The sequence below is a fragment of the Halorubrum salinarum genome, from assembly GCF_013267195.1.
GTDB classification, from domain to species: Archaea; Halobacteriota; Halobacteria; order Halobacteriales; family Haloferacaceae; genus Halorubrum; species Halorubrum salinarum.
The window spans coordinates 875461-897997 of the sequence record NZ_CP053941.1; the positions used below are offsets into that span (position 1 = coordinate 875461).

Consider the following 22537-nt stretch of genomic DNA (forward strand, 5'->3'; position numbering starts at 1 on the left):
GGGACGCGCCGCTGTGGCACCGCCGCGCGTCGCCGCGGCCGGGGCGCGCGCGAGCCGAATCGCTGACTGACTGGTCAGTCCAGCGGGGTGTTAGCGGCCCATTTTGCTGGTTTGTGACGCGAGATGCGGCCGATTTCGCCGGTAAACGGCGCTGAGACGGGGCTGCTCCATCAACATTTATGAACGTGTGCGGTTTCGAATCGTAACGATGGAAGGAACTCAAACGGAGGGGCTCGACGACCTCCCACCGAGCGCCAAACTCGTCTTCAAGGTGCTCGAGTACAACGGACCGCTGACCCAGAAGGGGATCGTCCAAGAGTCGATGCTGTCGGCCCGCACCGTCCGGTACGCGCTCGAACGGCTGGAAGGGATCGGCGTCGTCGACGAGGACGTCTACTTCGCGGACGCCAGACAGAACCTCTACAAGCTCACGGAGCCGGCCCAGGAGTTCACCGCCGACGAGGGCGAGGCCTCCTGTACCGCCGACTGACCCGCGGCGGTCGACTCCCCACCCCGTCAGTCTTCTCACCTTCTCTCGGCGACGGCGAGCGACGCGTTCGGCGCGCTCGGGACCGTCCCGCGCGGCGTCCCCGCTACTCCGGCGGCTGCGCCCCGCCCTCGCGTGCGCCCCGGACAGCCGCCGCGACGGTGAGGACGACCGCCACCGCGAGCGCCGACGTCGCAGCCAGCACGAACGCGAGCAGGAGGAACCACACGTCGGGCCCGAACAGCGGGTACTCGCGCGTGTCGATCACCGGCCCGAGCAGTTCGAGGGTCCGGACGAGGTACAGCGAGAGCGCGAGCAGCGCGCCGGCCGCCGCCCCGATCCGGACGTTGCGATAGAACGACAGCGACTCCAACAGGACCAGCATCGGGGGCTTCGAACTGTCCTCGCTCACGGGGGGACGTACGGCCGGCCGCCGCAAAGAGCCATCGGAACGCGGCGCCCGGTGCGGCGATCCATCACGATCGAATCGGACGGAAGAGGGCCTGACAGCGTTAGTGACAGCCGTCAAGTGGGTCGGCGGTGAACGGCCGGGCATGCCCAGAGTCGTGCTGTCGGCGTTCCCGATGATAGACCCGGAGACGTACCGCGAGGTCCTCGCCGACGCGGTCGACGAGCCGGTCGAGGTGGAGGTCGCGGAGCTGGGATCGACGGACCGCCTGATCGACGCCGCGGCGGGCGCCGACGCGGTCGTCACCGACATCAACACGCCCGTCACCGAGGCGGCGCTCGACGCCACGGACCTCGACGTGGTCGTCCGCTCCGCGGTCGGCGTCGACAACGTCGACGTGGCGGCGGCCGCGGAGCGCGGGGTGACCGTCACCCGGGTGCCGGACTACTGCACCGACGAGGTGGCGACCCACTCCGTCTCGCTGCTCCTCGCCTGCCTGCGCTCGCTCAAGCCGTACGACGACGCGGTCGCGGAGGGCGGGTGGAGCTGGGAGGCCGGCGTCCCGACCCGGCGCGTGAGCGCGTCGACGATCGGCCTGCTCTCGTTCGGCCCGATCGCGAAGCGGGCGGCCGAACAGCTCTCCGGGTTCGGCGCCGACCTGATCGCGCACGACCCGTTCGTCGACGCCGAGGAGATGGCCGACCGCGGCGTCGAGAAGGTCGAGTTCGAGGCGCTGTTCGACCGCGCCGACCACGTCGGCGTCTACGCCCCCCTGACCGACGCGACGCGGGGGATCGTCGACGCGGACGCGCTGGGCCGGCTGGGCGAGGACTCGGTGGTCGTCAACGTGAGCCGCGGCCCCGTCGTCGACGCCGACGCCCTCCTCGACGCGCTGGAGCGCGACGCGATAAAGGCCGCCGGCCTCGACGTCCTCGCCGAGGAGCCGCCGGAGGACGACCCGCTCGTCGGCCGTGACGACACGGTGGTCACGCCGCACGCGGCGTGGTACAGCGAGGAGGCGAAAGACGACCTGAACCGGAGCGGCGCGGCCGACGTGGCGGCCGTGCTGAACGGCGAGACGCCGGACGGCCGGGTGGACCCCGAGGCGGACTGGCTGTAGCCCGGCCGGAGTCCCGAGGGCGGCCTACAGGCGGTCGAGCGCGTCGAAGTCGTCGTCCCCGTCGAGCGGGCCGTCGCCGTCCGAGTCGTCCGCGTCGCCGGAGGCGTCGTCCGGAACGTCGGAGGCGGGCGCGTCGCCCTCGCCGCCCGGGTAGCTCGCGTCGAGCCCCGCCGCCAGCCCGGCCCCGAGGTCGTAGGTGTCCCGGACCGTCTGCGCGAGGACGCCGTCGCGGTCGAAGACGACGTAGACGGCGACGAACTCGTGGGCCGCGGGGCGTAACACGAACACCTCCCGCGGACCGTCGTCGTCGCGCGACTCGTTCACGCGCGCGACGAGCGGCTCGATGGGGAGCCGGCCCGTGCGGACCTCGTCGAAGGTGTCGCTGCCGGGCGCGTCCGCGAAGAGGTACAGCGCGCCGTTGGGGTCGCCGTCGTTCGACCGGGTCGTGATCGAACCGACGGGCTCGCCCTCGGCGCGGATCTGCCGCCACGTCTCGACGGCCGCCTCGAACATCCCCTCGACGCCGTCGGCGAAGCGGAAGCGCGTCTCGCGGACGACCTCGACCTCGCGGAAGCGCGCGGAGCCGTCGGTCCACGCCAGCGTCGCGTCGACGACGAAGCCGGGCCGGAGCGCGTCGACGGCCTCGCCGAGGTCGCCCTCGTACCCCTCCGCGGTGGCGTAGAGGGGGTCGTAGCGGTCCTCGGCGTCGGGGGCCGTCGGGTCGACCGGCTCGTCGGCGAGCTCGACGAGGACGAACTCCTCGGCGTCGGCGCCGGCCGCGCCCCCGTCCGACTCGCCGTCGATGTCCGGCCGCCGGCGCCGGTCGTGGACGCGGAACCGGCCGCTCGTCGTCGGGTCCATACCGGGCGGTGGGGCGGCGGGCGGAAAAGCCGGTCGGAAGCGGCGCGGCCCGCTCGTCCGCGGTCGATCCCGTTCGCGGATCCGTGTCGTTATGGGGCCGCCGGTCCAAGGAACCGGTAAATGGGGATCCTCGAGGACAAGTCGAACGCCCGGCTCTTCTACAAGTACCTCTCGAAGGTGTACGACCGGATTAACAGCTTCAACTGGAACGAGGAGATGCGCGCGGAGGCGCTCTCGTGGCTGGAGTTCGGCGACGACCCGAGGGTGCTCGACGTGGGCTGCGGGACCGGCTTCGGCACGGAGGGACTGCTCGAACACGCCGACGACGTCCACGGGCTCGACCAGAGCATCCACCAGATGGAGAAGGCGTTCGAGAAGTTCGGGAAGCGCGACCGCGTGAACTTCTACCGCGGCGACGCCGAACGGCTCCCGTTCCGCGACGACGCGTTCGACGTGGTCTGGTCGTCCGGCTCCATCGAGTACTGGCCGAACCCCGTCGAGGGCCTGCGCGAGCTCCGGCGCGTCGCCAAGCCCGGCGGGCAGGTCCTCGTCGTCGGCCCCGACTACCCGCACAACCCCATCCTCCAGCGGGTGGCCGACGCGATCATGCTGTTCTACGACGCCGACGAGGCCGACCGGATGTTCGAGGCGGCCGGCTACGAGGAGTTCGAACACCACATCCAGCAGGCGACGCCGCAGAGCCCCCGCGCCATCACGACCGTCGCCCGCGTCCCGGACGACGGCGAATCGCCCGACGAGTCGGCGGCGGCCGCCACCGACGCGGACCCCTCGGCGCCCGGCGCCGAGTAGCGGCGTCGACCGGGAGCCGGAACGCGCGGCCGGCCCCCGCCGACGCGACCTTACCCGGACTCGACGACCGTCTCCAGCGTCGCGACCGGCCGGCCGTCGGCCGTGATCTCGACGGTGACCCGTCGACCCGGTTCGAGCGTCGGGTCGTTGGTGTCCGCGACGCGGAAGGCGGCCGTCTCCCCGACGCGCAGCGTGTCGTCGCCCGCGGAGTTGAACGGGCCGGTCGGGCCGGGGTGGAACCCCGCGGCCGAGAAGAACGGGAGCGGCGGCTGCTCGTCGAGCGGTTCGCCGTCGACGCTGACGCGGACCCGCACGGCCGCGACGTCGATCGGGTCGCCGCCGCGGTGGTCGATCGCGATCCGGTCGTCGGTCGCCGACAGCGACAGCACCGCCGAGGGCGGCACCGTCGCGCTCGGGCCGTCGAGCGCGGTGGCCGCGACGCCGCCGGCCAACACGACCGTGATCGCGATGAGCAGCACGCCCGCGACGGGCGCCATCCCTCGGGCGCGGCGAGCAACTGGTGACACGGGGGGCGTGGGGCGCTTTCGACTAAAAGCGTCGCCCCGGGCGGCCGGTCACTCGTCGTCGACCGGCCGCGGCGTCGGGAGGGGTTCGATGCCGTCGAGGACGACGACGCGCGGCTCGTCGACGACCGTGATGCGGTACGGCTCGGCGGGCGAGAGCGTCCGGACGACACCGTTCTCGTCGGTCGCGCCGATCGCCCGGCTGTCGCCGCCGCCGACGGACTTGGTGACGGTGACGCCGGAGACCGGCTCGCCGGTCTCGTCGTCGAGGACGGTCACCGTCACCGGCCCGCCGGGGTAGGTCCGCTCGACGGTGACGTTGAACCCGTCGCCGGCGGCCGCGACCGGCTCGGTGTCGGGGAACGCGGCCAGGTCGACGCGCTGGTGTTCGACGAACACCTGTTCGGTGCCGCCGCTGACGAACGTCCGGAGGACGCCGAACTCGTGCGGGATGGTGATCCGCTGGACCGCGCCCGCGCCGAACGCGTCGGGCTCGCGCAGCGCGGCCGTCTCGGGGTACGACGCCTCGGTGATCTCTATCGCCGCGTCGTTCGAGATGTCGCCGCCGCCGCGGTCCCAGCGGTCGGTCCGGAAGACCTCGCGGACGTACTCGCCGTCGACGACGGTCGCGAGCACGACGGCGTCCTCGCTCGACGCGACGTAGATGTCGTTCGGGGAAGACTGGCCGCGAGCGGTCGCGAGCGCGTGGTCTCGGACCGGCCCCTCGTACACCTGGAGCGCAACCTGAAGCTCGTCGAGCCGGCCCGGCGAGCTGAACCCGTCGGTCGACTCGGCGAGCGCGTCGATGGCCTCGAGCCGCTCGTCGTACTCGCGGGCGGTCGCCGCCACCCGGACGAGCTCGTCGACCAGCTCGCGGTCGCTCATCTCGCCGGCGGCGTGCGCGCTGAAGGCGTCCGCCTGGCGGCTCGACAGCGCCACCTCCGCGCGCTCGACGCGGTTGATCTCGACGAGGATCTGCTGTTGGCGCTCGACGCCGGCCTCGGCGCCCTCGATCCGGTCGACGACGGCCGCGGTCTCGACGGCCGCGTCGGCGTCGGCGGTCGCGAACCCGAGCGCCGACCCGAGGTCGGGGCCGCGGGCGTACGTGCCGACCCGCGTCTCCGCCCCGGGCGGCGTCGAGAGCGTGCGGAGCGTCAGGTTCGTCGTTTCGATCTGCGGCGCCGGCTGGCCGGCGGCGGCCGTCGGGTCCGCGGGCGGTGTCGAACCGCCGGGCGACGCCGGAGCGGCGGGGAGGTCCGGGGCGACGGACGGGGCCGGATCGGCGGACTCCGCCGGGGCGACGGACGGGGCCGGATCGGCGGACTCCGCCGGGGCGACGGACGGGGAGACGGCGCCCGGGACGGTGACGCCGGCGACCGGGGCCACGATCAACAGGACCGCGACCGCGGCGATCGGGAGGGCTCTCATCGCCCGACGGTTCGGCCCGGGACACAAAAAGTCCACCCACTGCGGCCGGCCGCCCGGGCCGACGGGCCCGGGTCGCCGTCGAGGGCGCCCGAGCGCGAGCGGCGACTCGGCCGGGCGTCCTGTCAAAAAACAGCGTATGGAAAGCGTTTTGCCCGGCGCGCGAGTGGCCCGTGACGTATGCGGAACCCCGCTCTTCGCGTGCTCTTGATCGCCGTCGTCGCGCTCGCGCTGGTCGCGAGCGCCGGCGTCGCGGCCGACGGCGCGGTCACGGCTCCCTCCCCCCTCGACGCTGACGAGAACCCGATCCGCGTGTCGGCCGCCGCCGACGGCCCGGGCGTCGCCGGCACCGTCGGCGATCGCTCGACGGCCGCCCGCCAGCAGACCGACGACGGCATCACGTCGTCGTCGACGACGCGGATCCGAATCGGCCTGAACCCCGACCGCAGCGCCGACTGGACCGTCGCGGTCCGGTACTCGCTGGCGGACGCGAACGAGACGGCGGCGTTCAGGACCGCCGGCGACCGCTTCGAGGACGGCGAGGTCGGCCCCGACGCCGCTCTGTTCGAGGGGTTCCGCCGCGAGGCAAACCGCAACGTCGACCGCTCGATGGCGATCGAGGACGTCGAGCGCGAGGTCGAGGTGTACGAGGACCCGAGCGAGTACGAGGTCGCGACGGAGGACGCGGTCGCGGTCGGCGAACTGCGGCTCACGTTCACCTGGACGGCGTTCCTCGAACAGGACGGCGAGAGCCTCGTCCTCGGGGACGCGCTGACGACGCCGGACAACGAGACGTGGCTCCGCAGCCTGGAGGCGAGCCAGACGCTGGAGGTGGCGACGCCGGAGGGGTACACCGTCACCGGAACGCCGAGCAGCGCCGTGACCCAGCTCTCGGACGGCGACGTGATCATCGAGGGCCCCCAGACGTTCGAGGAGGGCGAGCCCGTGGCGATCGTGTACGGCCCCGCCGGAGCGGGCGCCCCGTGGACGATGCTGATGGCCGCGATGGTGCTCGCCGCGGTCCTCGTCGCCGGGAGCGTCGTCGGGTACCGCCGGATCAACCCCGGGAGAGGCGAGCCGGGCGAGTCGGCGATGAACGGCGGCGAAGACGTGACGAACGGCGACGGCCCGACACCGGCCGGCGTCGGCGGCACCGGTCGGGGACCGGAGGCTGACGACGACGGCGCCGACGCGAGCGACGAGGGGGACGCCGGCGACGACGGGGAGGACCTCTCGCTGCTCTCGGACGAGGAGCGCGTCGAGCGCCTCCTCGACGCCAACGGCGGTCGGATGCGGCAGGCCGACATCGTCGCCGAGACCGGGTGGTCGGACGCGAAGGTGTCGCAGCTGCTCTCGGCGATGGCCGACGAGGGCCGCGTCGAGAAGCTCCGGCTCGGCCGGGAGAACCTCATTTCGCTGCCCGACGACGGGGACGCCGGAGGCGGCGACGGCGACCGCGCCGACGAGTAGCGGCCCCGGTCGCGGCGACGGTGGCGGGCAGCGCCGGCGGACAGCGCGGCGTCGGCCCTCGCACCGAGCGCTGGCCGGACCAGTGGAAACCGCTGGTCCGCCGTCGCTCGTTCCGAAAACCATTACAGGACGAGCGACTGAGTATCGATCATGAAGGTTCTGGTGACCGTCAAGGAGGTCGCGGAGGCCGACGACGACTTCGCGATCGAGGGGACCGACATCGCCGAGTCCGACCTCGAGTACGACCTGAACGAGTGGGACGACTACGCCGTCGAGGCCGCCGTCCAGCTCGCCGAGGCCGGGATCGCGGACGAGGTCGTGACCGTCACCGTCGGCCCGGAGCGCGCCGAGGAGACGATCCGGATGGCGCTCGCGAAGGGCGCCGACCGCGCGGTCCGCGTCTGGGACGACGCGCTCGCCGGCGGGTTCGCCGACGTGGCCTCGAAGGTCGACCTGTTCGAGGCGGTCGTCGAGGAGGAGGAGCCGGACCTGATCCTCGGGGGCGTCCAAGCCGCGGACACCGGCTTCGGCGCGACCGGCGTCGCGCTCGCGGAGCGGATCGGGTTCGAGCACGCCGCGGTCGTCAACCACCTTGACGTCGACGCGGACGCGGGCGTGGCGCACGTCCACCGGGAGCTGGAGGGCGGCGTCGAGGAGCTGACCGACGTGGACCTCCCGGCGGTGCTGACGGTCCAGACCGGGCTCAACGAGCCGCGGTACGCGAGCCTCCGCGGGATCCGACAGGCCCAGCGCAAGGAGATCGCTCCGAAGGACCTGTCCGACCTCGGCCTGAGCGCCGAGGAGGTCGAGAGCGCGCTGACGATCACCGAGATGTACGAGCCGGAGAGCGAGTCCGACGCGGAGATCATCGAGGGCGACGCGGGCGAGTCCGCGGGTCGCCTTGCCGAGGTCCTGCGGGACAAGGGGGTGGGCGCGTGATGAGCGTGCTCGTCGCCGCCGAACACCGCCGCGGGGCGCTCCGGGACGTGACGTACGAGGCGATCACGGCCGGGCGGGAGCTCGCCGACGCGCGCGGCGCCGACCTCCACGTGGCCGTCATCGGCGGCGACGTCGACGGCTTCGCGGAGGAGCTCGACCGCGAGGGCGTCGACGCGATCCACGCCGTCGACGACGGCGAGGAGTTCGACCACAACGCCTACCAGGCCGCCGTCTCGACGCTCGCGGACCGGCTCGACGCCGGCGCGGTGGTGCTGCCGAACTCCGTCAACGGCCTCGACTACGCGCCGGCGCTCGCGGAGGACCTCGGCGCCCCCGTCGTGACCGACGCGGTCGGGATCGACTACGACGACGGGCTCACCGTCACCCGCGAGATGTACGGCTCGAAGGTGGAGACGACCGTCGACGTGGCCGGTGACCGCTTCGTCATCACGGTCCGCGGCGGCGAGTGGGCGCCGGCGGAGGGGGTCGGCGACGCGACCGTCGAGACGGCCGAGGTCGACATCCCCGAGTCGGGCGCCCGCGTCACGGGCTTCGAGGAGGTCGGCGGCGGCGACGTCGACATCGCGGACGCCGACGTGCTCGTCTCGGTCGGCCGCGGCATCGAGGAGGAGGAGAACCTCGAACTCGTCGAAGAGCTCGCCGACGCGCTCGGCGCGACCCTCTCGGCCTCGCGGCCGATCGTCGACAACGGCTGGCTGCCGAAGAACCGGCAGGTCGGCCAGTCGGGGAAGGTCGTCACGCCGGACGTGTACATCGCCGTCGGCATCTCCGGCGCGGTCCAACACGTCGCCGGCATGAAGGGCTCGGACACGATCGTCGCCATCAACACCGACCCGAACGCGCCGATCTTCGACATCGCCGACTACGGGATCGTCGGCGACCTCTTCGACGTGGTGCCCGAGCTGATCGACGAGTTCGCGTAGTCGGCGCCGGGCCCGCTCGCAGCAACGTTCTTTGACTCCGGCCGAGTACCGGGCGGTCGGACGGCCCGACCGTCCGCCAGTCATGACCCCGATCCGCGCCGCCGTCCCGACGACCGCAGAGGCGAGAGCGCTGCTCGTCGGCCTCCGCCGAGCGGCCGACGGCGAGCGGGACGCGATCGCCGCGGACCTGGCGGACGACGAGCCGGACGCGGCGCTGCTCGACCTCGTCGCGGCGCCGTTCGCGTCCGTCGACGACGTCGCCGAGCGGCTGGCGGAGACCGAGTCGTACCTCCGGGAGCGGGGCGACCGCCGCGCGGTGTTCCTCACGGTGTACAGCCGGATGACGGCGACCGTGCGGACCGCCATCGACGACGGCGCCTTCGTCGACCCCGAGTGGACCGCGGCGTACCTCGTCGCCTTCGCGGAGCGCTACCGCCGGGCGCTGGTCGCGTTCGAGCGGCGGGCGTTCGACTCGCTCCCCCGGCCGTGGCTGCTCGCCTTCGCCGCCGCGGCCCGCGGGGAGACGCTCGTCGCGCAGGACGCGCTGCTCGGGATCAACGCGCACATCGCCTACGACCTCACGTACACCCTCGGCGACGTGGGTATCGACCCCGACCGGGCCGCCAAGCTGGAGGACCACGACCGCATCAACGCGGTCCTGGCCCGGCTCGTTCAGACCGCCCAAGACGCCCTCGTCGAGGCGTACGGAGCGCTCGGAATCGCCGGGATCGACGCGGCGTTCGACCCCCTCGACGACCGGCTGGCCCTGCTCGGACTGACGGCGACCCGGGAGTTCGCGTGGCGGAACGCCGTGTTACGCGCGGACCTCCCGGCGCGGCTCGCCGAGCGGTACGTCGACTGGCGGACCGAGACCGTCGCGACGGGGGCGGCGGCGGTCGTGCTGGCACCGGGGCTCGACGCCGAGACGAGCGCGCGGATCCGGCGGACGGAGGCCGACGCCGACGCCGCCGGCGCGTTTCGCGAGGCGGTCCGGCGACGGACGTAGGCCCGCCGAGGACGCGCGTCGGCGCGGCCGGCTCTCGGTTCGTTTATGACCCCGCCGGCCCTCGGATCGGGCAATGAGCGAGGCCGACGAGCAGGCGGCTGCGACCGCGACGGGGCGGGAGATCTGGATCGAGAAGTACCGGCCGCAGTCGCTCGACGACATCCACGGGCAAGCGGAGATCGTCGAGCGCCTCCAGAGCTACATCGCGCAGGACGACGTGCCCCACCTGCTGTTCTCGGGGCCCGCCGGGATCGGCAAGACCACCGCGGCGACCGCCATCGCCCGCGAGATATACGGCGAGGACAACTGGCGCGGCAACTTCCTGGAGCTGAACGCCTCCGACCAGCGCGGGATCGACGTCGTCCGCGACCGGATCAAGGGGTTCGCGCGCTCGTCGTTCGGCGGCGACTTCCGGATCGTGTTCCTCGACGAGGCGGACAGCCTCACCGACGACGCCCAGTCGGCGCTGCGCCGCACGATGGAGCAGTTCTCCGACAACACCCGGTTCATCCTCTCGTGTAACTACTCGTCGAAGATCATCGACCCGATCCAGTCGCGGTGCGCCGTCTTCCGGTTCTCGCCGCTCTCGGACGAGGCGGTCGGCGGGATGGTTCGCGAGATCGCGGCCGCCGAGGATATCGAAGTGACCGACGCGGGCGTCGACGCCCTCGTCTACGCGGCCGACGGCGACATGCGCCGCGCGATCAACTCGCTCCAGGCGGCGGCGACGACGGGCGACGTGGTCGACGAGGAGGCCGTGTACGCGATCACGGCGACCGCCCGCCCGGAGGAGATCGAGTCGATGGTGACCGACGCGCTGAGCGGGGACTTCGCCCGCGCCCGCTCGACGCTCGACACGCTGCTCACGGAGACGGGGATGGCCGGCGGCGACGTGATCGACCAGCTCCACCGCTCCGTCTGGGAGTTCGACCTGAGCGAGCGCGAGGCGGTGCGGCTGATGGAGCGCATCGGCGAGGCCGACTACCGGATCGCGGAGGGGGCCAACGAGCAGGTCCAACTGGAGTCGCTGCTCGCGGCGCTGTCGTTGGACGAGTAGGCTGTTTTCGGAACTCTACTCGTCGTTTTGTACCCTGCTGGCCACGAATCGACGGCGAACACCGCCAAAGCCCCAGCCGCTCGGCTGTACGCAAGTGGCCACAGATCGACGGCTAACACCGCCAAAGCCCCAGCCGGGAGGCGGGCGCACGCTCGCTGCGGTCCTCACTCGGTCGCTCACGGCGTTCGCTCCCTCGTTGCGGTCCTTACGTCGCCTGCGCCCGCCTCCCGGCTACCCCTTTGAGTCCCGCCCCGCACGGCACCTCACGCCTCCCCAGCCTCGCGGTTCGCGCTCTCCGAGCGCTCACCGCTCCCTCGCGCGTGCTCTTCGCGGCCGCCTTCGGCGGCCACTCGGAGGCACGCGCCGCCGCAGCAGGCGCGCTTTTTAAAACACGCCGGCGCGGAGAGTCGGTTATGCTCGTCGTCGTCTCCGACACGCACGCACGCGAGGAGTCGAGGCTTCAGGGGCGGACCGCCGAGGCGGTCCGCGAGGCCGATCTGGTGGTCCACGCGGGCGACTTCTACCGAGAGCCGGTGTTGGACGCGTTCCGGTCGGCCGCCGCGAGCCTCCGCGCCGTCTACGGCAACAACGACGACGCCGCGATCCGCGACCGCGTCCCCGAAGTGCGGACCGTCGAGTACGCCGGGGTCCGGTTCGCGGTCACCCACCGGCACCGCAGCGGCGACACCGGGCTCGTCATGCTCGGCCGCGGCCGCGACGCGGACGCCGTGATCTGCGGCCACAGCCACCGCCCGCGATTCGACGACTCGGGCGGGCTCCCGATACTGAACCCGGGGAGCCACGCGCAGCCGCGCGGGAACCGCCCGGCGCACGCGGAGCTGACGCCGGTCGACGGCGAGAGCGGAAACGGGCTGGACGGGCGGCTGGTGACGCCTGACGGCGAGGCCTTCGAGACGTTCCGCATCGAGGGCGGGAGCGCGGAGTAACGGGCGCGAGGAGCGGGCGCGCGAGGCCGTCGTGCGCGTCGGCGGGGACCGATCGCGACGCCCCGCGTGCGGCCGGACCGGCCGACGGTCGTGTGTACGGTGGAGGACCCGAGTCGGTGCGGGTGGGAACGCCGGCGGTCGGACGGCGGCCGGGGGAGGGGTTCTGGGCAGGGAGGGAGGCAGCGAGTCCGACCGGCCGGCGCGTCGGCCGGCGTCTCCGGGCGTGTGAGGGCCGAAGCGGGGGTCGCGTTTCCACCTACGAGCGGCGCGATCATATAGGTGTCCGAGGCGCAAACGAGCGTTTTAGTCACCGAAACGCGGCGGCCGCGGCCGACCTCAGGCGGTCGTCGGCTCGCCGGAGGGGCCCGCGGGCTCGACGCTGGCCTTGCGCCGGTTCCTGACGGTGAGCGCGACGAACAGCACGAGGCCGACGCCGCGGAGCGTCAGGTCGAGCAGGAGCGCGTTCACCGAGACGCTGACCCCCGCGAGGCCGAGGACGTCGAAGACGGACTCCGAGAGCAGCCGGGGCGCCATGAGCAGCAGCGAGCTGAGCGCGAACGCGGCGCGCTCGGGCTTCGGGACGTTCGCGTACAGCGTCCCGATGACGGTCGCGCCCAGCGCCACGACGCCGAGGAAGACGCCGACGACGGGGATCAGGATCTCCGGCACGGAGTACGACAGCTCCGCGAGGTCGGCGAAGTTGACGACGCGGTACTGCTCGCGGAGCGGCAGTTCGTCGGCGTTCGCCTTCTCGCGCAGGAGGACGATCCCGGGGGCGAGCACGAACGCGAAGGGGACGATCGCCTTGTTCAGCGACAGCGAGAACGCCTTCACGCCGGTCTCGAACGGGTCCGACTTCGCCACCCCGCTCGCGGCGTAGGCGGCCACCGCGACCGGCGGCGTGATGTCGGCCATCACGCCGAAGTAGAGGATGTACAGGTGCGCCGCGAGCAGCGGGATCCCGAACTCGACGAGCGGCGTCGCGAGCATCGAGATCAGGATGATGTACGTCACGGTCGTCGGCATCCCCATCCCGAGGATGATGCTCGCGACCGCGGTGACGAGCAGCATGACGACGATGGACCCGCCGGACAGCTCCAAGAGGAGCGAGGTGAGGTTCGGGCCGAGCCCGGAGACGCTGATGACGCCGGGAATGATCCCCGCCGCGGCGACCGCGATGACGACAGGAACGGCCGTGCGCGCGCCCTCCTCCATCGACTTCACGACGAAGGTCCCGACGCGGAACAGCTGGTTGTCGCCGAGGTCGCGACCGGTCCGCTCGCCGGCGGACTCGGCGGCGGTCTGGACGGTCGGGTTCAGGTCGAGCACCGCCGACTGGACGTCGGCGTGGACGATCATCGTCGCGACGCTGCCGAGCATCGCGTACCACCCGATCCGCGGGCCGATGACCGCGAGGGCGTCGCCGAGCGGGACCCCGGCCCCGCCGGCGCCGGCGAGGAGTCCGGTGATCGGGACGCCGGCGACGGTGTAACTCGCCAGCTCGGCGCCGAAGATGGCCGCCGTCGACGCGAGGAGGAACGCCCGGGTCTGTTCGCTGTACGCCGCGATGAACGCGATGAGCGCGACCAGCGCGACGAGCGTGAACCACGCCGACCGCGACACGGAGAGCCGGGCGCCGATCAGGTAGTAGAGGAGCAGCACGATGGGGACCAGGTAGAACCACCCGCGCTTGAGGTGGGTCCCGAGCGACACGGTGTCGGCGTCGACGCCGCCGATCCCCTGTTGGACAGCCTTGAGGTGGACCATCACCCAGACGCCGAAGAAGAAGACGATCGCCGGGATCGTCGCGAGGATGATGATCTCGCGGAACGGCGTCGCGGTGTACTGGACCATGAGGAACGCCGCAGCCCCCATCACCGGGGGCAGGATCTGGCCGCCGGAGGACGCCGACGACTCGACCGCCCCGGAGAACTCGGGCGAGTAGCCCGACTTCTTCATCAGCGGGATGGTGAACGCGCCCGTCGTGACCGTGTTCGCGATCGACGAGCCCGAGATGGTGCCCATGAAGCCGCTGGCGAGGATGCTCGACTTCGCCGGGCCGCCCTTCCGGTGGCCGGTGGCGGCGTACGCGAGGTCGATGAACCACTGGCCCGCGCCGCTCATCTCGAGGAACGAGCCGAACAGGATGAAGATGTAGATGAAGCTGACGGAGACGGTGACCGGGATCCCGAACACCCCGTTTTCGGTGTTGTACCACAGGTTCTGGATGATGTCGGGCCAGGTGAACTGGGGGATCGCGAGGAGTCCGACGAACGGCGTGTTACCGCTGATGAGGTACCCCCAGCGGGCGTACACGATGAAGCTGGCGACGATGATCATGAGCGGCAGCCCGAGCGTCCGCCGGGTGGCCTCCAACACGAGGAGGACGCCGAGCACGCCGAGCAGCATCGCGTAGGAGTACTCGCTGACGAACGGGACGCCGCCGAGCAGCGGTTCGAGGACCGAGTAGACGCCGGTGATCGGGCGGCCGGACTCGAGCCCGAAGGCGCGGATGTCGCGGATCTCCCGGAACTCGGTGAGGAAGTAGACGACCGCGAGCAGCGAGACGACCATACAGGCCACGTCAAAGGGCGTGACGCGGCTGCGGTCCGGGTCGACGAACGCCCACCGGACCGCGCGCCGAACGCCGTCGAGGGCCCGCGAGAGCGGGTTCGAACCGCCGAGGCGGTTCACGGCGGCGTCGACCGCCCCGCCGAGCCGCCGCGAGAAGGGCCCGTCGCCCATGGTGGCCGGGAACATCAGGAAGGTGAGCACGAGCGCGAAGCCGACGTGGACCGCGTTGGCCTGGAGCAGTTGGAGCGAGATCTGTATCGGCCGCACCGCGAACAGGCCGAGATCGACCGTCGGCAGCGGTATCGTGAAGGTGAAACTGCGCGCCGCGAGCGCCAGTTGGAAGAGCGAAAAGCAGATCCCGATGACCGCGACGGCGAGTGCGGCGAGCCCCTGTAACGACCGCCGGCGCTCGATCTCGTCGATTATCTCGTCGGCCTCTTCTCTGGAAATCTCCTCGGCGTCGTCCGGTTGTGTGTCGTTCGTGCTCATGAGAATACGTCCGTGAGGCCCCGGCGTTCCACGCGGATCCGAACGTCCCTCGCGTCGGTCTCCGCGACCAGGTCGTACCGGGTGTCCTCGACGATCAGAGTGTGGTTAGCGATCCGCCCCGGAGAGACCGACAGGGTCTCGAGCGTCGTTATCGGCCCGGGCGGGTCGTAGACGAAGGTGCCGTTGACGTTCGTGACGTTCACCCGCGACGGGAGTCCCCAGCCGTACGACTCGAACTCCATGCGCGTGTTCACGAGCGTCTCGCCCTCGACGCGGTACTCGTCGTACACCGGGGTCTTCTCGACGCTGTGGGTGTACGACAGCGCGACCGTGCTCCCGTCGTCGACCGGGTGCGTCAGGTAGCGCTCGCCGGTGTCGATCCCCTCGACGACGAGCACCTGTCCGGAGGGGGCCGCGACGGCGGCGCCGGCGATCGACAGACACAGCGCGACCGCTACCACCGCGAGCGCCGGGCCGAGCAGGTCTCGCGAAGTCGCGTCTCGAAGTACCACGTGTGATGTTCAGGTGCGGTGACGAGTTTCCCGCGTCGGGCGGAGTGCGAGCGCCGCGTCTCGCGGACGGAGACGCGGGCGCGAAGCGGTGCGTCGCCGCCGGAGCCGACCCACGGGGCCGGTCAGGCGTCGAAGTACGCCGCGGCGCCCTCGTGCAGCTCGATGGACATCCCGTCCTGAGCGCTGTCGGCGGAGATGAAGTCGGTCTTGATGCTCAGCTCGCCGACGTTGTCGAAGATGGCGCCCGTCACGGTCTCGACGGTATCGGCCGGGACGCCGGCGTGGGTGGCTATCATCGCCTGGACCGCGACGGTCTCGACGTCGCTGTCGATGCCCGTGTAGGTGCCGCCGGGGATCGTGTCGTCGGCGAACCACGAGGCGGCGTCCTTGACGGCCTGGCGGTTGTCCCCCTGGATCGGGACGATGTTGATGTCGTTCGTGGTCGCGAGTTCCTCGATGGCCCCGACCGGCCAGCCGCCGACGACGAACGCGGCGTCGATGTCCCCGTTCGCGAGCTGTTCGGAGGCCTGCGAGAAGCCGGCGTTCTGCTCGTTGTAGTCGCTGATGCCGACGGCCTCGAGGATCTGGTTCGCGTTGACCTGCGTCCCGGAGCCGAGGTCGCCCGTGTTGATCGTCGCGCCGCTGAGGTCGGAGAGCGACTCGATACCGGAGTCCGACAGGGTGACGACCGTGATCGTCTCAGGGTACAGCGTCGCGACGCCCTGCAGGTTCTCGACGGCGTTGCCCTCGAACGTGTCGATGCCCGTCCCGTTCTTCGCGAAGTAGGCGATGTCGTTCTGGATCAGCGCGAAGTCGGCGGACTCGTCGCCGAGGCTACCGACGTTCTCGACGCTCGCGCCCGTCGACTGGACGTTCAGCGAGAAGTCCGTGTTCTCCTCGACGACCGTCTTGATCTCGTTCGAGAGCGGAAAGTACGTCCCTCCCGTCCCTCCGGCGTGCCAGCTCAGGCGGGAGCCGTCACCGCCGTCGCCGCCGTCGCCGCCGCCGCTACACCCGGCCAGCGCCGCGACGCCGGCCACACCGATCGCTTCCAGTACCTGCCGTCTGTTCTGTTTGTCCGTCATACCAATATAACCCAGAACGATACAGCTATATAACTGTGTTCATGAGGAGAGTAAACAATACCCACTATACGGGGTCGCAGAGCGGGCCTCGCGACGGTGGGACAGGCTCGTGGGGACGTGCGACGGGGGCGCGGCGCGCGCCGGTCCCCGCCGCGTCGCCCGAAACGCATAACACCGTCCCGACGGATTCACGTCTATGCTCCCGGTACAGCCGCTGTTCGTGCTTCTGTTGGTGGGTCTTCTCGGGCTGTTCTTCTTCGGGTTCCTCCTCGTCCGGCGCACGGTGAGGGGGCTGAACGAGGGGTACAACGACGGGCGGAACTGATGGTCGTCGTCACCGCCGCGACGCTCGTCGTCGCCGCCGCGGCCAGCCTCTTCATGGCGTGGTCGATCGGCGCGGGCTCGTCGGGGTCGACCCCGTTTGCCCCCGCGGTCGGCGCGAACGCCATCTCCGTGATGCGGGCCGGCCTGATCGTCGGCGTCCTCGGGCTGCTCGGTGCGACGCTTCAGGGGGCGAACGTGACGGAGGCGGTCGGGACCGAGCTGATCGGCGGCGTGACGCTCACGGCCGCGGCGGCCATCGTCGCGCTCGTCACGGCCGCCGCGCTCGTCGCCGTCGGCGTGTTCGCGGGCTACCCGATCGCGACGGCGTTCACCGTCACCGGGGCGGTCGTCGGCGTCGGCCTCGCGATGGGGGGCGACCCGGCGTGGCCGAAGTACGCCGAGATCGCGACGCTGTGGGTGCTCACCCCGTTCGTCGGCGGCGGCGTCGCCTTCGGCGTCGCCCGCATGCTGATCGGCGAGTCGCTGCCCGAGCGCCCGCTGACCGCGGCGCTCGCCGGGCTCGTGGGCGCGCTCCTCGCGAACGTCGGGTTCGCGCTGCTCGGGCCGGCCGGCGAACAGGCGTCGGTCGCGTCCGTCCTCGGCACAGAACTGGGGATCGGCGGCGCGGGGCCGCCCGCGGTGACCCTCGGGATCGCCGCCCTGGTCGCGGTCGCCGTGTACGCCGACCTCGGCCGCGACCGCGAGGGCGCCCAGCGCCGGTTCCTCTTGGCGATGGGCGGCCTCGTCGCGTTCTCGGCCGGCGGGTCGCAGGTGGGGCTCGCGATCGGCCCCCTCGTCCCGATCTTCAGCGAGGTCGGGGTCCCGCTGTGGGCGCTGCTCGTCGGCGGGGGCGCCGGGCTGCTGGCCGGGTCGTGGACGGGCGCGCCGCGGATGATCAAGGCGCTCGCGCAGGACTACGCCTCGATGGGGCCGCGGCGGTCGATCTCCGCGCTGATCCCGTCGTTCGCGATCGCGCAGACCGCCGTCGCGTTCGGGATCCCCGTCTCGTTCAACGAGATCATCGTCTCCGCGATCGTCGGCGCGGGCTACGCCGCGGGCGACGCGGGCGTCAGCCGGAAGAAGATGGGGTACACGGTCCTCGCGTGGATCGGGTCGCTCGTCGGCGCGTTCACGCTCGGATTCAGCCTCTACACGGCGGTCGACTTCGTCGTCTGAGCCGCGGCGGGCGCCGTCAGCGGGACGATCAGGCGCGTAGTTCGGGGTACGTCGGCAGCCTCGCGGACGCCGCGCTCCCGTCGACGAACGGGAGGTCGACCGCGGCGGCCGAGACCTCCTCGCCGTCGACGCGGACGGTGACCGGGCCGAGGCCGGCGTCGAACGCGACGAGCGCGAGGGCGATCGGAACCTCGGTCGCGGGGCCGACCGCGGCCCGGGTCACCTCGCCTATCGCCTCGTCGCCGTCGAAGACGGCCGCGCCGGAGTCGGGGAGCGCGGCGTCGATCCCGGCGGGGTCGGCGTTCGCGTCGATACCGGCGACCGCTTCGGCGGCGCCGTCGAGTTCGAGGCCGACCAGCCGGCGGCTCGGTCGCCCCTGGTTCTCCACGCGCGAGACGACCTCCTGGCCGACGTAACACCCCTTCTCGAAGTCGAGCGCGTTCCGGAGGCCGAGCACGTTCGGGACGGTGCCCGCCAGCTCGTGCTCGAAGAGGGGCGTCCCGGCCTCGGTCGCGAGCGCGTCCCACGTCCGGTAGCCGAACGGCGCGGCGTTGAGCCCGCGGTTGATCAGGGTGTCGAACACCTCGCCCGCGTCGGCGGCGGCGCAGACGATCTCGTACCCCTCCTCGCCGAGCGGGGCGTCCGTCGCGATCACCGTGACGCCGGCGTCGACCATCGACCCGCGGACGAAGGAGAGGGGGTCCTCGGGCGCGCCCGGCCCGCCGAGGACGGACGCCACCTTCTCCGTCGACTTGGGGCCGTGGACGCCGAACACGCCGAACTCGTCGGAGACGTCCTCGATCTCGACGTCCTGGATGAACACGTTCTCCGCCCAGTCGGCGGCGACCGACTCGGCCCGCTCCGGGGGGAGGAAGACGAGCAGTCGCTCGTCGGCGTTGTACACGTACATGTCCGTCTCGATCCCGCCCTGCGGGTCGAGCAGCAGGGCGTAGGTCCCCTCGCCGTCCGCGGTCGGGACGCGGTTCGAGACGGCGTTGTCCACGAACTCGACGCGGTCGTCGCCCCTGACGGCGAGGACGCCGTACCCCATCTCGATCACGCCGGCGACGTTGCGGACCGCCTTGCCGACGCGGACGGGCTTCCCGTAGTGGTCGACGACCTCGCGGCCGCCGCGGTCGCGGTACACGGCGCCGTGCGCGTCGTGGGTGCCGGAGACGAGCGTCATGGCCGAAGGGATGCGAGCGAGAGGCAAAAGGCCGCCGTCTCCGGCGGCTACAGTCCGAGGCGGTCGCGGATCGCGTCGACGAGCCCCGCCGACGGGTCGTCGTCCGGCGCCTCGGGGTCCGGAACGACCTTCTCGTGGGCGTACACCCGGACGTGCTCGTCCGACTCCACGGTGATGAGCGAGTCCTCCTTCAGCGCCGAGAGGGCCTCCTCGACGGCGTCGATGTCGGCGTCGACGGCCGCGCGAAGTTCGAGGACGGTCATCCCCTCGTCGCCGCGGTCGACGAGCGCGTCGAGCAGCGCGACCTCGACGTCCGGCCGGTCGCGGTATTCCGGCTTTGCGGCCATACGTGTCCCTTGTGCGGGGCGGACTTTACGTCTACCGGCGGTCGGCGAGCGGGCGGCGGCGGCCGCGCGCTCAGCGGACCATCCGAGAACAGGTGCCACAGAGGTTCTCCTCTTTCACGTCGACCTCGCGGACGGTGGGGGAAAACGACATCACGCACTTGCTGTTGTCGCAGTGCTCCAGGCCGAGCGTGTGCCCGATCTCGTGGACGACCTCCTTGCGGACGCGGTCGCCGAAGACGTCGACTGCGGGCTTGGTCGAGACGCCGCCGTCGGAGGAGGTGCGGAGCCGGTGGGTGGAGATGACGGAGCCGCTCCCGTTGAGGTACGCGAGGCCGAAGACGTAGTTCCGGCGCCGGTAGTAGAGGTCCTCGGGCGTGATGCCGATGTTCTTCTCGCCGCCGCCGACCCGGGTGACCGTCTCGATGAGGTCCTCGGCGCGGTACTGGTCGCGGTCGGCGTCGAACGCGGAGTCCGGGATCGCCTGATCGTCGTGGACCGTCACGTCGCAGTCGTACACGGAACGCAGCGCAGCGGAGGCCTCCCGTTTCACTCGGGGCGTGACCTCCCCGACCGGGACGATGTCCACGAGCATGGAACCGCTTTTGACCGCCGCGGGCATAAAGGCCGCGCCGTGGGGTCACCGCCGCCGTCCGAACGGGCGCTCGTCGCCGCACTCGACCCGTACGAGCGGCTGATCGAAGTCGGCGTCGGGCGGCGGCCGGACGTCGCCCTCGCGCTCGCGGACCGCGGCCGAGCGGTCGTCGCCGTCGACGTTAATCTGAGCGAGTCGGCGCGGGAGGCGGCGGCGACGAAGGCGCGGTCGGGAGACGGGTCGCTCCGCGTCGCCGCCGCGGACGTGACGGCGCTGGCGGCCGACGACGGGCGAGCGATCCGCGACGCGGTCGGCCCCGAGTGGGTCGGCGACGGGGTCGACGCCGTGTACGCGCGGAACCTGCCCGCCGAGATCCAGCGCCCGACCGTCGCGCTGGCCGAGCGGCTCGACGCCGCCTGCCTGTTCACCACGCTCGGGTTCGAGGAGCCGGTCGTCGACGTCCGGCGGCGGTCGCGGGAGGCGGGGACCGTCGTGTACGTCGCCCGGTGACGCCGCGGCCCGGCGACCGCTCCGCCACGCCGCTCGAACCGGCAGTGGGCCGCCCCTCGAACCGGCAGCGGGCCGTCCCTCGAACCGGCGACGCCGGCCGCGAACCCGAACGTTCATTCCGCCCCCAGACAGCCTTGCGGTATGCAGGTCGACGCAGTGGTCCTCGACATCGACGGGGTGTTGGTCGACGTGGCGGACTCCTACCGTCGGGCGATCCTCGAGTCGGTCGACCGGGTCTGCGGCAAGCCGATCGACCGGGACGCGGTCCAGGCGTTCAAGGACGCCGGCGGCTTCAACAACGACTGGGAGCTGACCGACGCGGCCGCGCTGTTCGTGTTGGCCCGCCGCGAGGGGCTCCGAATGGACGTCAAGGAGTTCACCGACCGCGTCCGCGAGCTCGGCGGCGGCCTCGACGCCGCCAAGGAGGTCGTCGGCGACCTCCCGCGGGTCGCGCAGGCCCGCGTCCGCGACCAGTGGGACCGGGACGCGCTCCGCGAGACGTTCCAGGCGCTGTACCTCGGCGCGGAGCTGTACCGCGAGCTGGAGGGCGGCGAGCCGCCGGTCGAGACGGACGGGTACATCCACGACGAGCCGACGCTCGTCGCCCCCGAGACGATCGCCGACCTCACCGACCGGTTCGGCGTCGGCGTCCTCACCGGTCGGCCGGCGGCGGAGGCCGACATCGCCCTGGACCGCGTCGGCCTCGACGTGCCCGAGGACCGGCGGTTCACGATGGACGACTGGGAGGAGGGGAAGCCGCACCCGCGGGCGCTCGTCGAGCTCGCCGAGCGGTTCGACGCCGAGCGCGTCGCGTTCGCGGGCGACACTCTCGACGACGTGCGGACCGCGCGCAACGCCGACGAGGCGGACGAGACGCGCGTGTACTACGGGATCGGCGTCCTCACCGGCGGGCTCACCGGCGACGCGGGGCGCGAGAAGTTCGCCGGCGCCGGCGCCGACGCCGTCGTCGAGGACGTGAACGAACTGGTGGAGCTGTTGGAGTGACCAGCGGCGCGTCGCGGCCGTACCGCGCGAGCGACCGAGCCAATCCGATTCCTTCGACCGACGCGGTCGCGGAACTCGCCGGTACCGGAGACGCGCCTCGGCGGCGGCTGACGGCGAGCCGGCCGGAATCGACGCTCTCGGCGCCCGTGTGCTGCCTCGACGCGAGACGCGGGCGTCACGGCCACCGGCACGAACCGGACCGATTTTGACGTTTTATGCGCCCTCGCCCGCTAACGCGGTCGATGAGTGACGCCAACGCGACGCAGCGGATGGTAGTGCGCGGCGAGAGCGACGGCGAATCCGCGTTCGTCGCCCGGGCCCGCGACCACGAACTGGTGATGGACGACCCCGAGTCGATGGGCGGCGACGACGCCGGCGCGATGCCGATCGAGTACCTGCTCGCCGCTTGGAGCGGGTGCCTCGACGCGACGGTCCGCGCCGTGGCGCCGGACTTCGACCTCGACGTGGAGGGCGTGGCGGTCGAGGTCGCCGGCGAGTTCGACCCGCGCAAACACCTCGGTCACGCCGAGGAGCCCCGAGCGGGCTACCAAGGCGTCGAGGCGAGCGTCGACGTGGACTTCGCCGGCGAGGTGGCCGACGACACGCTCGCCGAGTTCACCGCCGCGGTCGAAGAGCGGTGCCCCGTGAGCGACAACCTCGCGAACGAGACCGCGACCGATGTGACGCTCCGGCGGGACTAGGCGGGATCGCTCGAGGAGGGGGTTTCGGCGATCGGTC

The 22537-nt window shown here is 72.0% G+C and carries 23 protein-coding genes and 1 pseudogene; 14 read left to right on the plus strand and 10 right to left on the minus strand.

The genetic code is table 11. From position 1 onward, the window contains the following. The first annotated feature begins 208 nt into the window (after positions 1-208). Complete coding sequence (locus HPS36_RS04460; protein ID WP_008443026.1) at positions 209-490, plus strand: MarR family transcriptional regulator; 282 nt, start codon at positions 209-211, stop codon at positions 488-490. A gap of 103 nt (positions 491-593) precedes the next feature. Here HPS36_RS04460 and HPS36_RS04465 read toward each other — a convergent pair whose 3' ends face one another. Then, on the minus strand, positions 594-899 hold the full coding sequence (locus HPS36_RS04465) for a DUF7536 family protein (RefSeq protein ID WP_449405246.1): 306 nt from the start codon (positions 897-899) through the stop codon (positions 594-596). Positions 900-1041: 142 nt separating this feature from the next. Here HPS36_RS04465 and HPS36_RS04470 point away from each other — a divergent pair, with 142 nt between their 5' ends. Beyond that, on the plus strand, positions 1042-2016 hold the full coding sequence (locus tag HPS36_RS04470; RefSeq protein WP_173228702.1) for a C-terminal binding protein: 975 nt from the start codon (positions 1042-1044) through the stop codon (positions 2014-2016). A gap of 24 nt (positions 2017-2040) precedes the next feature. Here HPS36_RS04470 and HPS36_RS04475 read toward each other — a convergent pair whose 3' ends face one another. Next, positions 2041-2877, minus strand: a complete 837-nt coding sequence (locus tag HPS36_RS04475; RefSeq protein WP_173228704.1) for a DUF6663 family protein — start codon at positions 2875-2877, stop codon at positions 2041-2043. Positions 2878-2997: 120 nt separating this feature from the next. On the opposite strand from HPS36_RS04475, the gene HPS36_RS04480 reads away from it, so the two are divergent. Continuing rightward, entirely contained in the window at positions 2998-3687 is a 690-nt protein-coding gene (locus HPS36_RS04480; protein WP_173228706.1) for a methyltransferase domain-containing protein, read from the plus strand. Between the two features lie 50 nt (positions 3688-3737). Here HPS36_RS04480 and HPS36_RS04485 read toward each other — a convergent pair whose 3' ends face one another. Next, positions 3738-4184, minus strand: a complete 447-nt coding sequence (locus HPS36_RS04485) for a type IV pilin (protein ID WP_173230785.1) — start codon at positions 4182-4184, stop codon at positions 3738-3740. A 78-nt stretch (positions 4185-4262) separates the two neighbouring features. Then, positions 4263-5639: a DUF7094 domain-containing protein gene (locus tag HPS36_RS04490; protein WP_173228708.1), complete on the minus strand. Its 1377-nt coding sequence runs from the start codon at positions 5637-5639 to the stop codon at positions 4263-4265. A gap of 177 nt (positions 5640-5816) precedes the next feature. On the opposite strand from HPS36_RS04490, the gene HPS36_RS04495 reads away from it, so the two are divergent. The 6 genes from HPS36_RS04495 to HPS36_RS04520 all read left to right on the plus strand — a co-directional run bounded on the left by HPS36_RS04495 (position 5817) and on the right by HPS36_RS04520 (position 11999). After that, complete coding sequence (locus tag HPS36_RS04495; RefSeq protein ID WP_173228710.1) at positions 5817-7106, plus strand: helix-turn-helix transcriptional regulator; 1290 nt, start codon at positions 5817-5819, stop codon at positions 7104-7106. 150 nt (positions 7107-7256) lie between these two features. Continuing rightward, positions 7257-8045 carry an electron transfer flavoprotein subunit beta/FixA family protein gene (locus tag HPS36_RS04500; RefSeq protein WP_137716479.1) on the plus strand — a complete coding sequence of 263 codons (789 nt, stop codon included), beginning with the start codon at positions 7257-7259 and terminating at the stop codon, positions 8043-8045. Continuing rightward, on the plus strand, positions 8042-8989 hold the full coding sequence (locus HPS36_RS04505; RefSeq protein WP_173228712.1) for an electron transfer flavoprotein subunit alpha/FixB family protein: 948 nt from the start codon (positions 8042-8044) through the stop codon (positions 8987-8989). The genes HPS36_RS04500 and HPS36_RS04505 overlap by 4 nt, the downstream gene beginning before the upstream one ends. A gap of 82 nt (positions 8990-9071) precedes the next feature. Then, on the plus strand, positions 9072-9995 hold the full coding sequence (locus HPS36_RS04510; protein WP_173228714.1) for a DUF5995 family protein: 924 nt from the start codon (positions 9072-9074) through the stop codon (positions 9993-9995). Positions 9996-10068: 73 nt separating this feature from the next. Then, complete coding sequence (locus HPS36_RS04515; RefSeq protein WP_173228717.1) at positions 10069-11052, plus strand: replication factor C small subunit; 984 nt, start codon at positions 10069-10071, stop codon at positions 11050-11052. Between the two features lie 413 nt (positions 11053-11465). After that, entirely contained in the window at positions 11466-11999 is a 534-nt protein-coding gene (locus HPS36_RS04520) for a metallophosphoesterase (RefSeq protein WP_121561569.1), read from the plus strand. 336 nt (positions 12000-12335) lie between these two features. On the opposite strand, the gene HPS36_RS04525 is transcribed toward HPS36_RS04520, so the two are convergent. From HPS36_RS04525 to HPS36_RS04535, 3 genes are all read right to left on the minus strand, one after another. Further along, complete coding sequence (locus HPS36_RS04525; RefSeq protein ID WP_173228718.1) at positions 12336-15062, minus strand: TRAP transporter permease; 2727 nt, start codon at positions 15060-15062, stop codon at positions 12336-12338. Continuing rightward, entirely contained in the window at positions 15059-15502 is a 444-nt protein-coding gene (locus HPS36_RS04530) for a DUF1850 domain-containing protein (RefSeq protein ID WP_369333269.1), read from the minus strand. Before HPS36_RS04530 ends, HPS36_RS04525 begins: the two co-directional genes overlap by 4 nt. Positions 15503-15696: 194 nt before the next feature. Then, on the minus strand, positions 15697-16659 hold the full coding sequence (locus tag HPS36_RS04535) for a TAXI family TRAP transporter solute-binding subunit (RefSeq protein ID WP_173228720.1): 963 nt from the start codon (positions 16657-16659) through the stop codon (positions 15697-15699). A gap of 193 nt (positions 16660-16852) precedes the next feature. Between HPS36_RS04535 and HPS36_RS16965 the strand changes: the two are divergent. Both HPS36_RS16965 and HPS36_RS04540 read left to right on the plus strand, forming a co-directional pair. Next, positions 16853-16984, plus strand: a pseudogene (locus tag HPS36_RS16965) (DUF7859 family protein); the annotation flags it as partial. Further along, entirely contained in the window at positions 16984-18159 is a 1176-nt protein-coding gene (locus tag HPS36_RS04540; RefSeq protein WP_173228722.1) for an inorganic phosphate transporter, read from the plus strand. The pseudogene HPS36_RS16965 and the gene HPS36_RS04540, both read left to right, overlap by 1 nt. A gap of 28 nt (positions 18160-18187) precedes the next feature. On the opposite strand, the gene ygfZ is transcribed toward HPS36_RS04540, so the two are convergent. The 3 genes from ygfZ to HPS36_RS04555 all read right to left on the minus strand — a co-directional run bounded on the left by ygfZ (position 18188) and on the right by HPS36_RS04555 (position 20284). After that, positions 18188-19345 (minus strand): CAF17-like 4Fe-4S cluster assembly/insertion protein YgfZ, encoded by a 1158-nt coding sequence (gene ygfZ, locus HPS36_RS04545; protein ID WP_173228724.1) that lies wholly within the window; start codon positions 19343-19345, stop codon positions 18188-18190. Positions 19346-19392: 47 nt separating this feature from the next. Then, the gene (locus tag HPS36_RS04550; protein WP_121600969.1) at positions 19393-19692 is read right to left on the minus strand and encodes a DUF6432 family protein; all 300 of its coding nucleotides are present in this window, start codon (positions 19690-19692) and stop codon (positions 19393-19395) included. Between the two features lie 70 nt (positions 19693-19762). After that, positions 19763-20284: an archaemetzincin family Zn-dependent metalloprotease gene (locus HPS36_RS04555; protein ID WP_121561562.1), complete on the minus strand. Its 522-nt coding sequence runs from the start codon at positions 20282-20284 to the stop codon at positions 19763-19765. A gap of 39 nt (positions 20285-20323) precedes the next feature. Here HPS36_RS04555 and HPS36_RS04560 point away from each other — a divergent pair, with 39 nt between their 5' ends. From HPS36_RS04560 to HPS36_RS04570, 3 genes are all read left to right on the plus strand, one after another. Next, complete coding sequence (locus tag HPS36_RS04560) at positions 20324-20794, plus strand: UPF0146 family protein (RefSeq protein WP_173228726.1); 471 nt, start codon at positions 20324-20326, stop codon at positions 20792-20794. 141 nt (positions 20795-20935) lie between these two features. After that, on the plus strand, positions 20936-21799 hold the full coding sequence (locus HPS36_RS04565; RefSeq protein ID WP_173228728.1) for a TIGR01548 family HAD-type hydrolase: 864 nt from the start codon (positions 20936-20938) through the stop codon (positions 21797-21799). Between the two features lie 242 nt (positions 21800-22041). Next, positions 22042-22500, plus strand: a complete 459-nt coding sequence (locus HPS36_RS04570) for an OsmC family protein (protein ID WP_173228730.1) — start codon at positions 22042-22044, stop codon at positions 22498-22500. Positions 22501-22537: the final 37 nt, after the last annotated feature.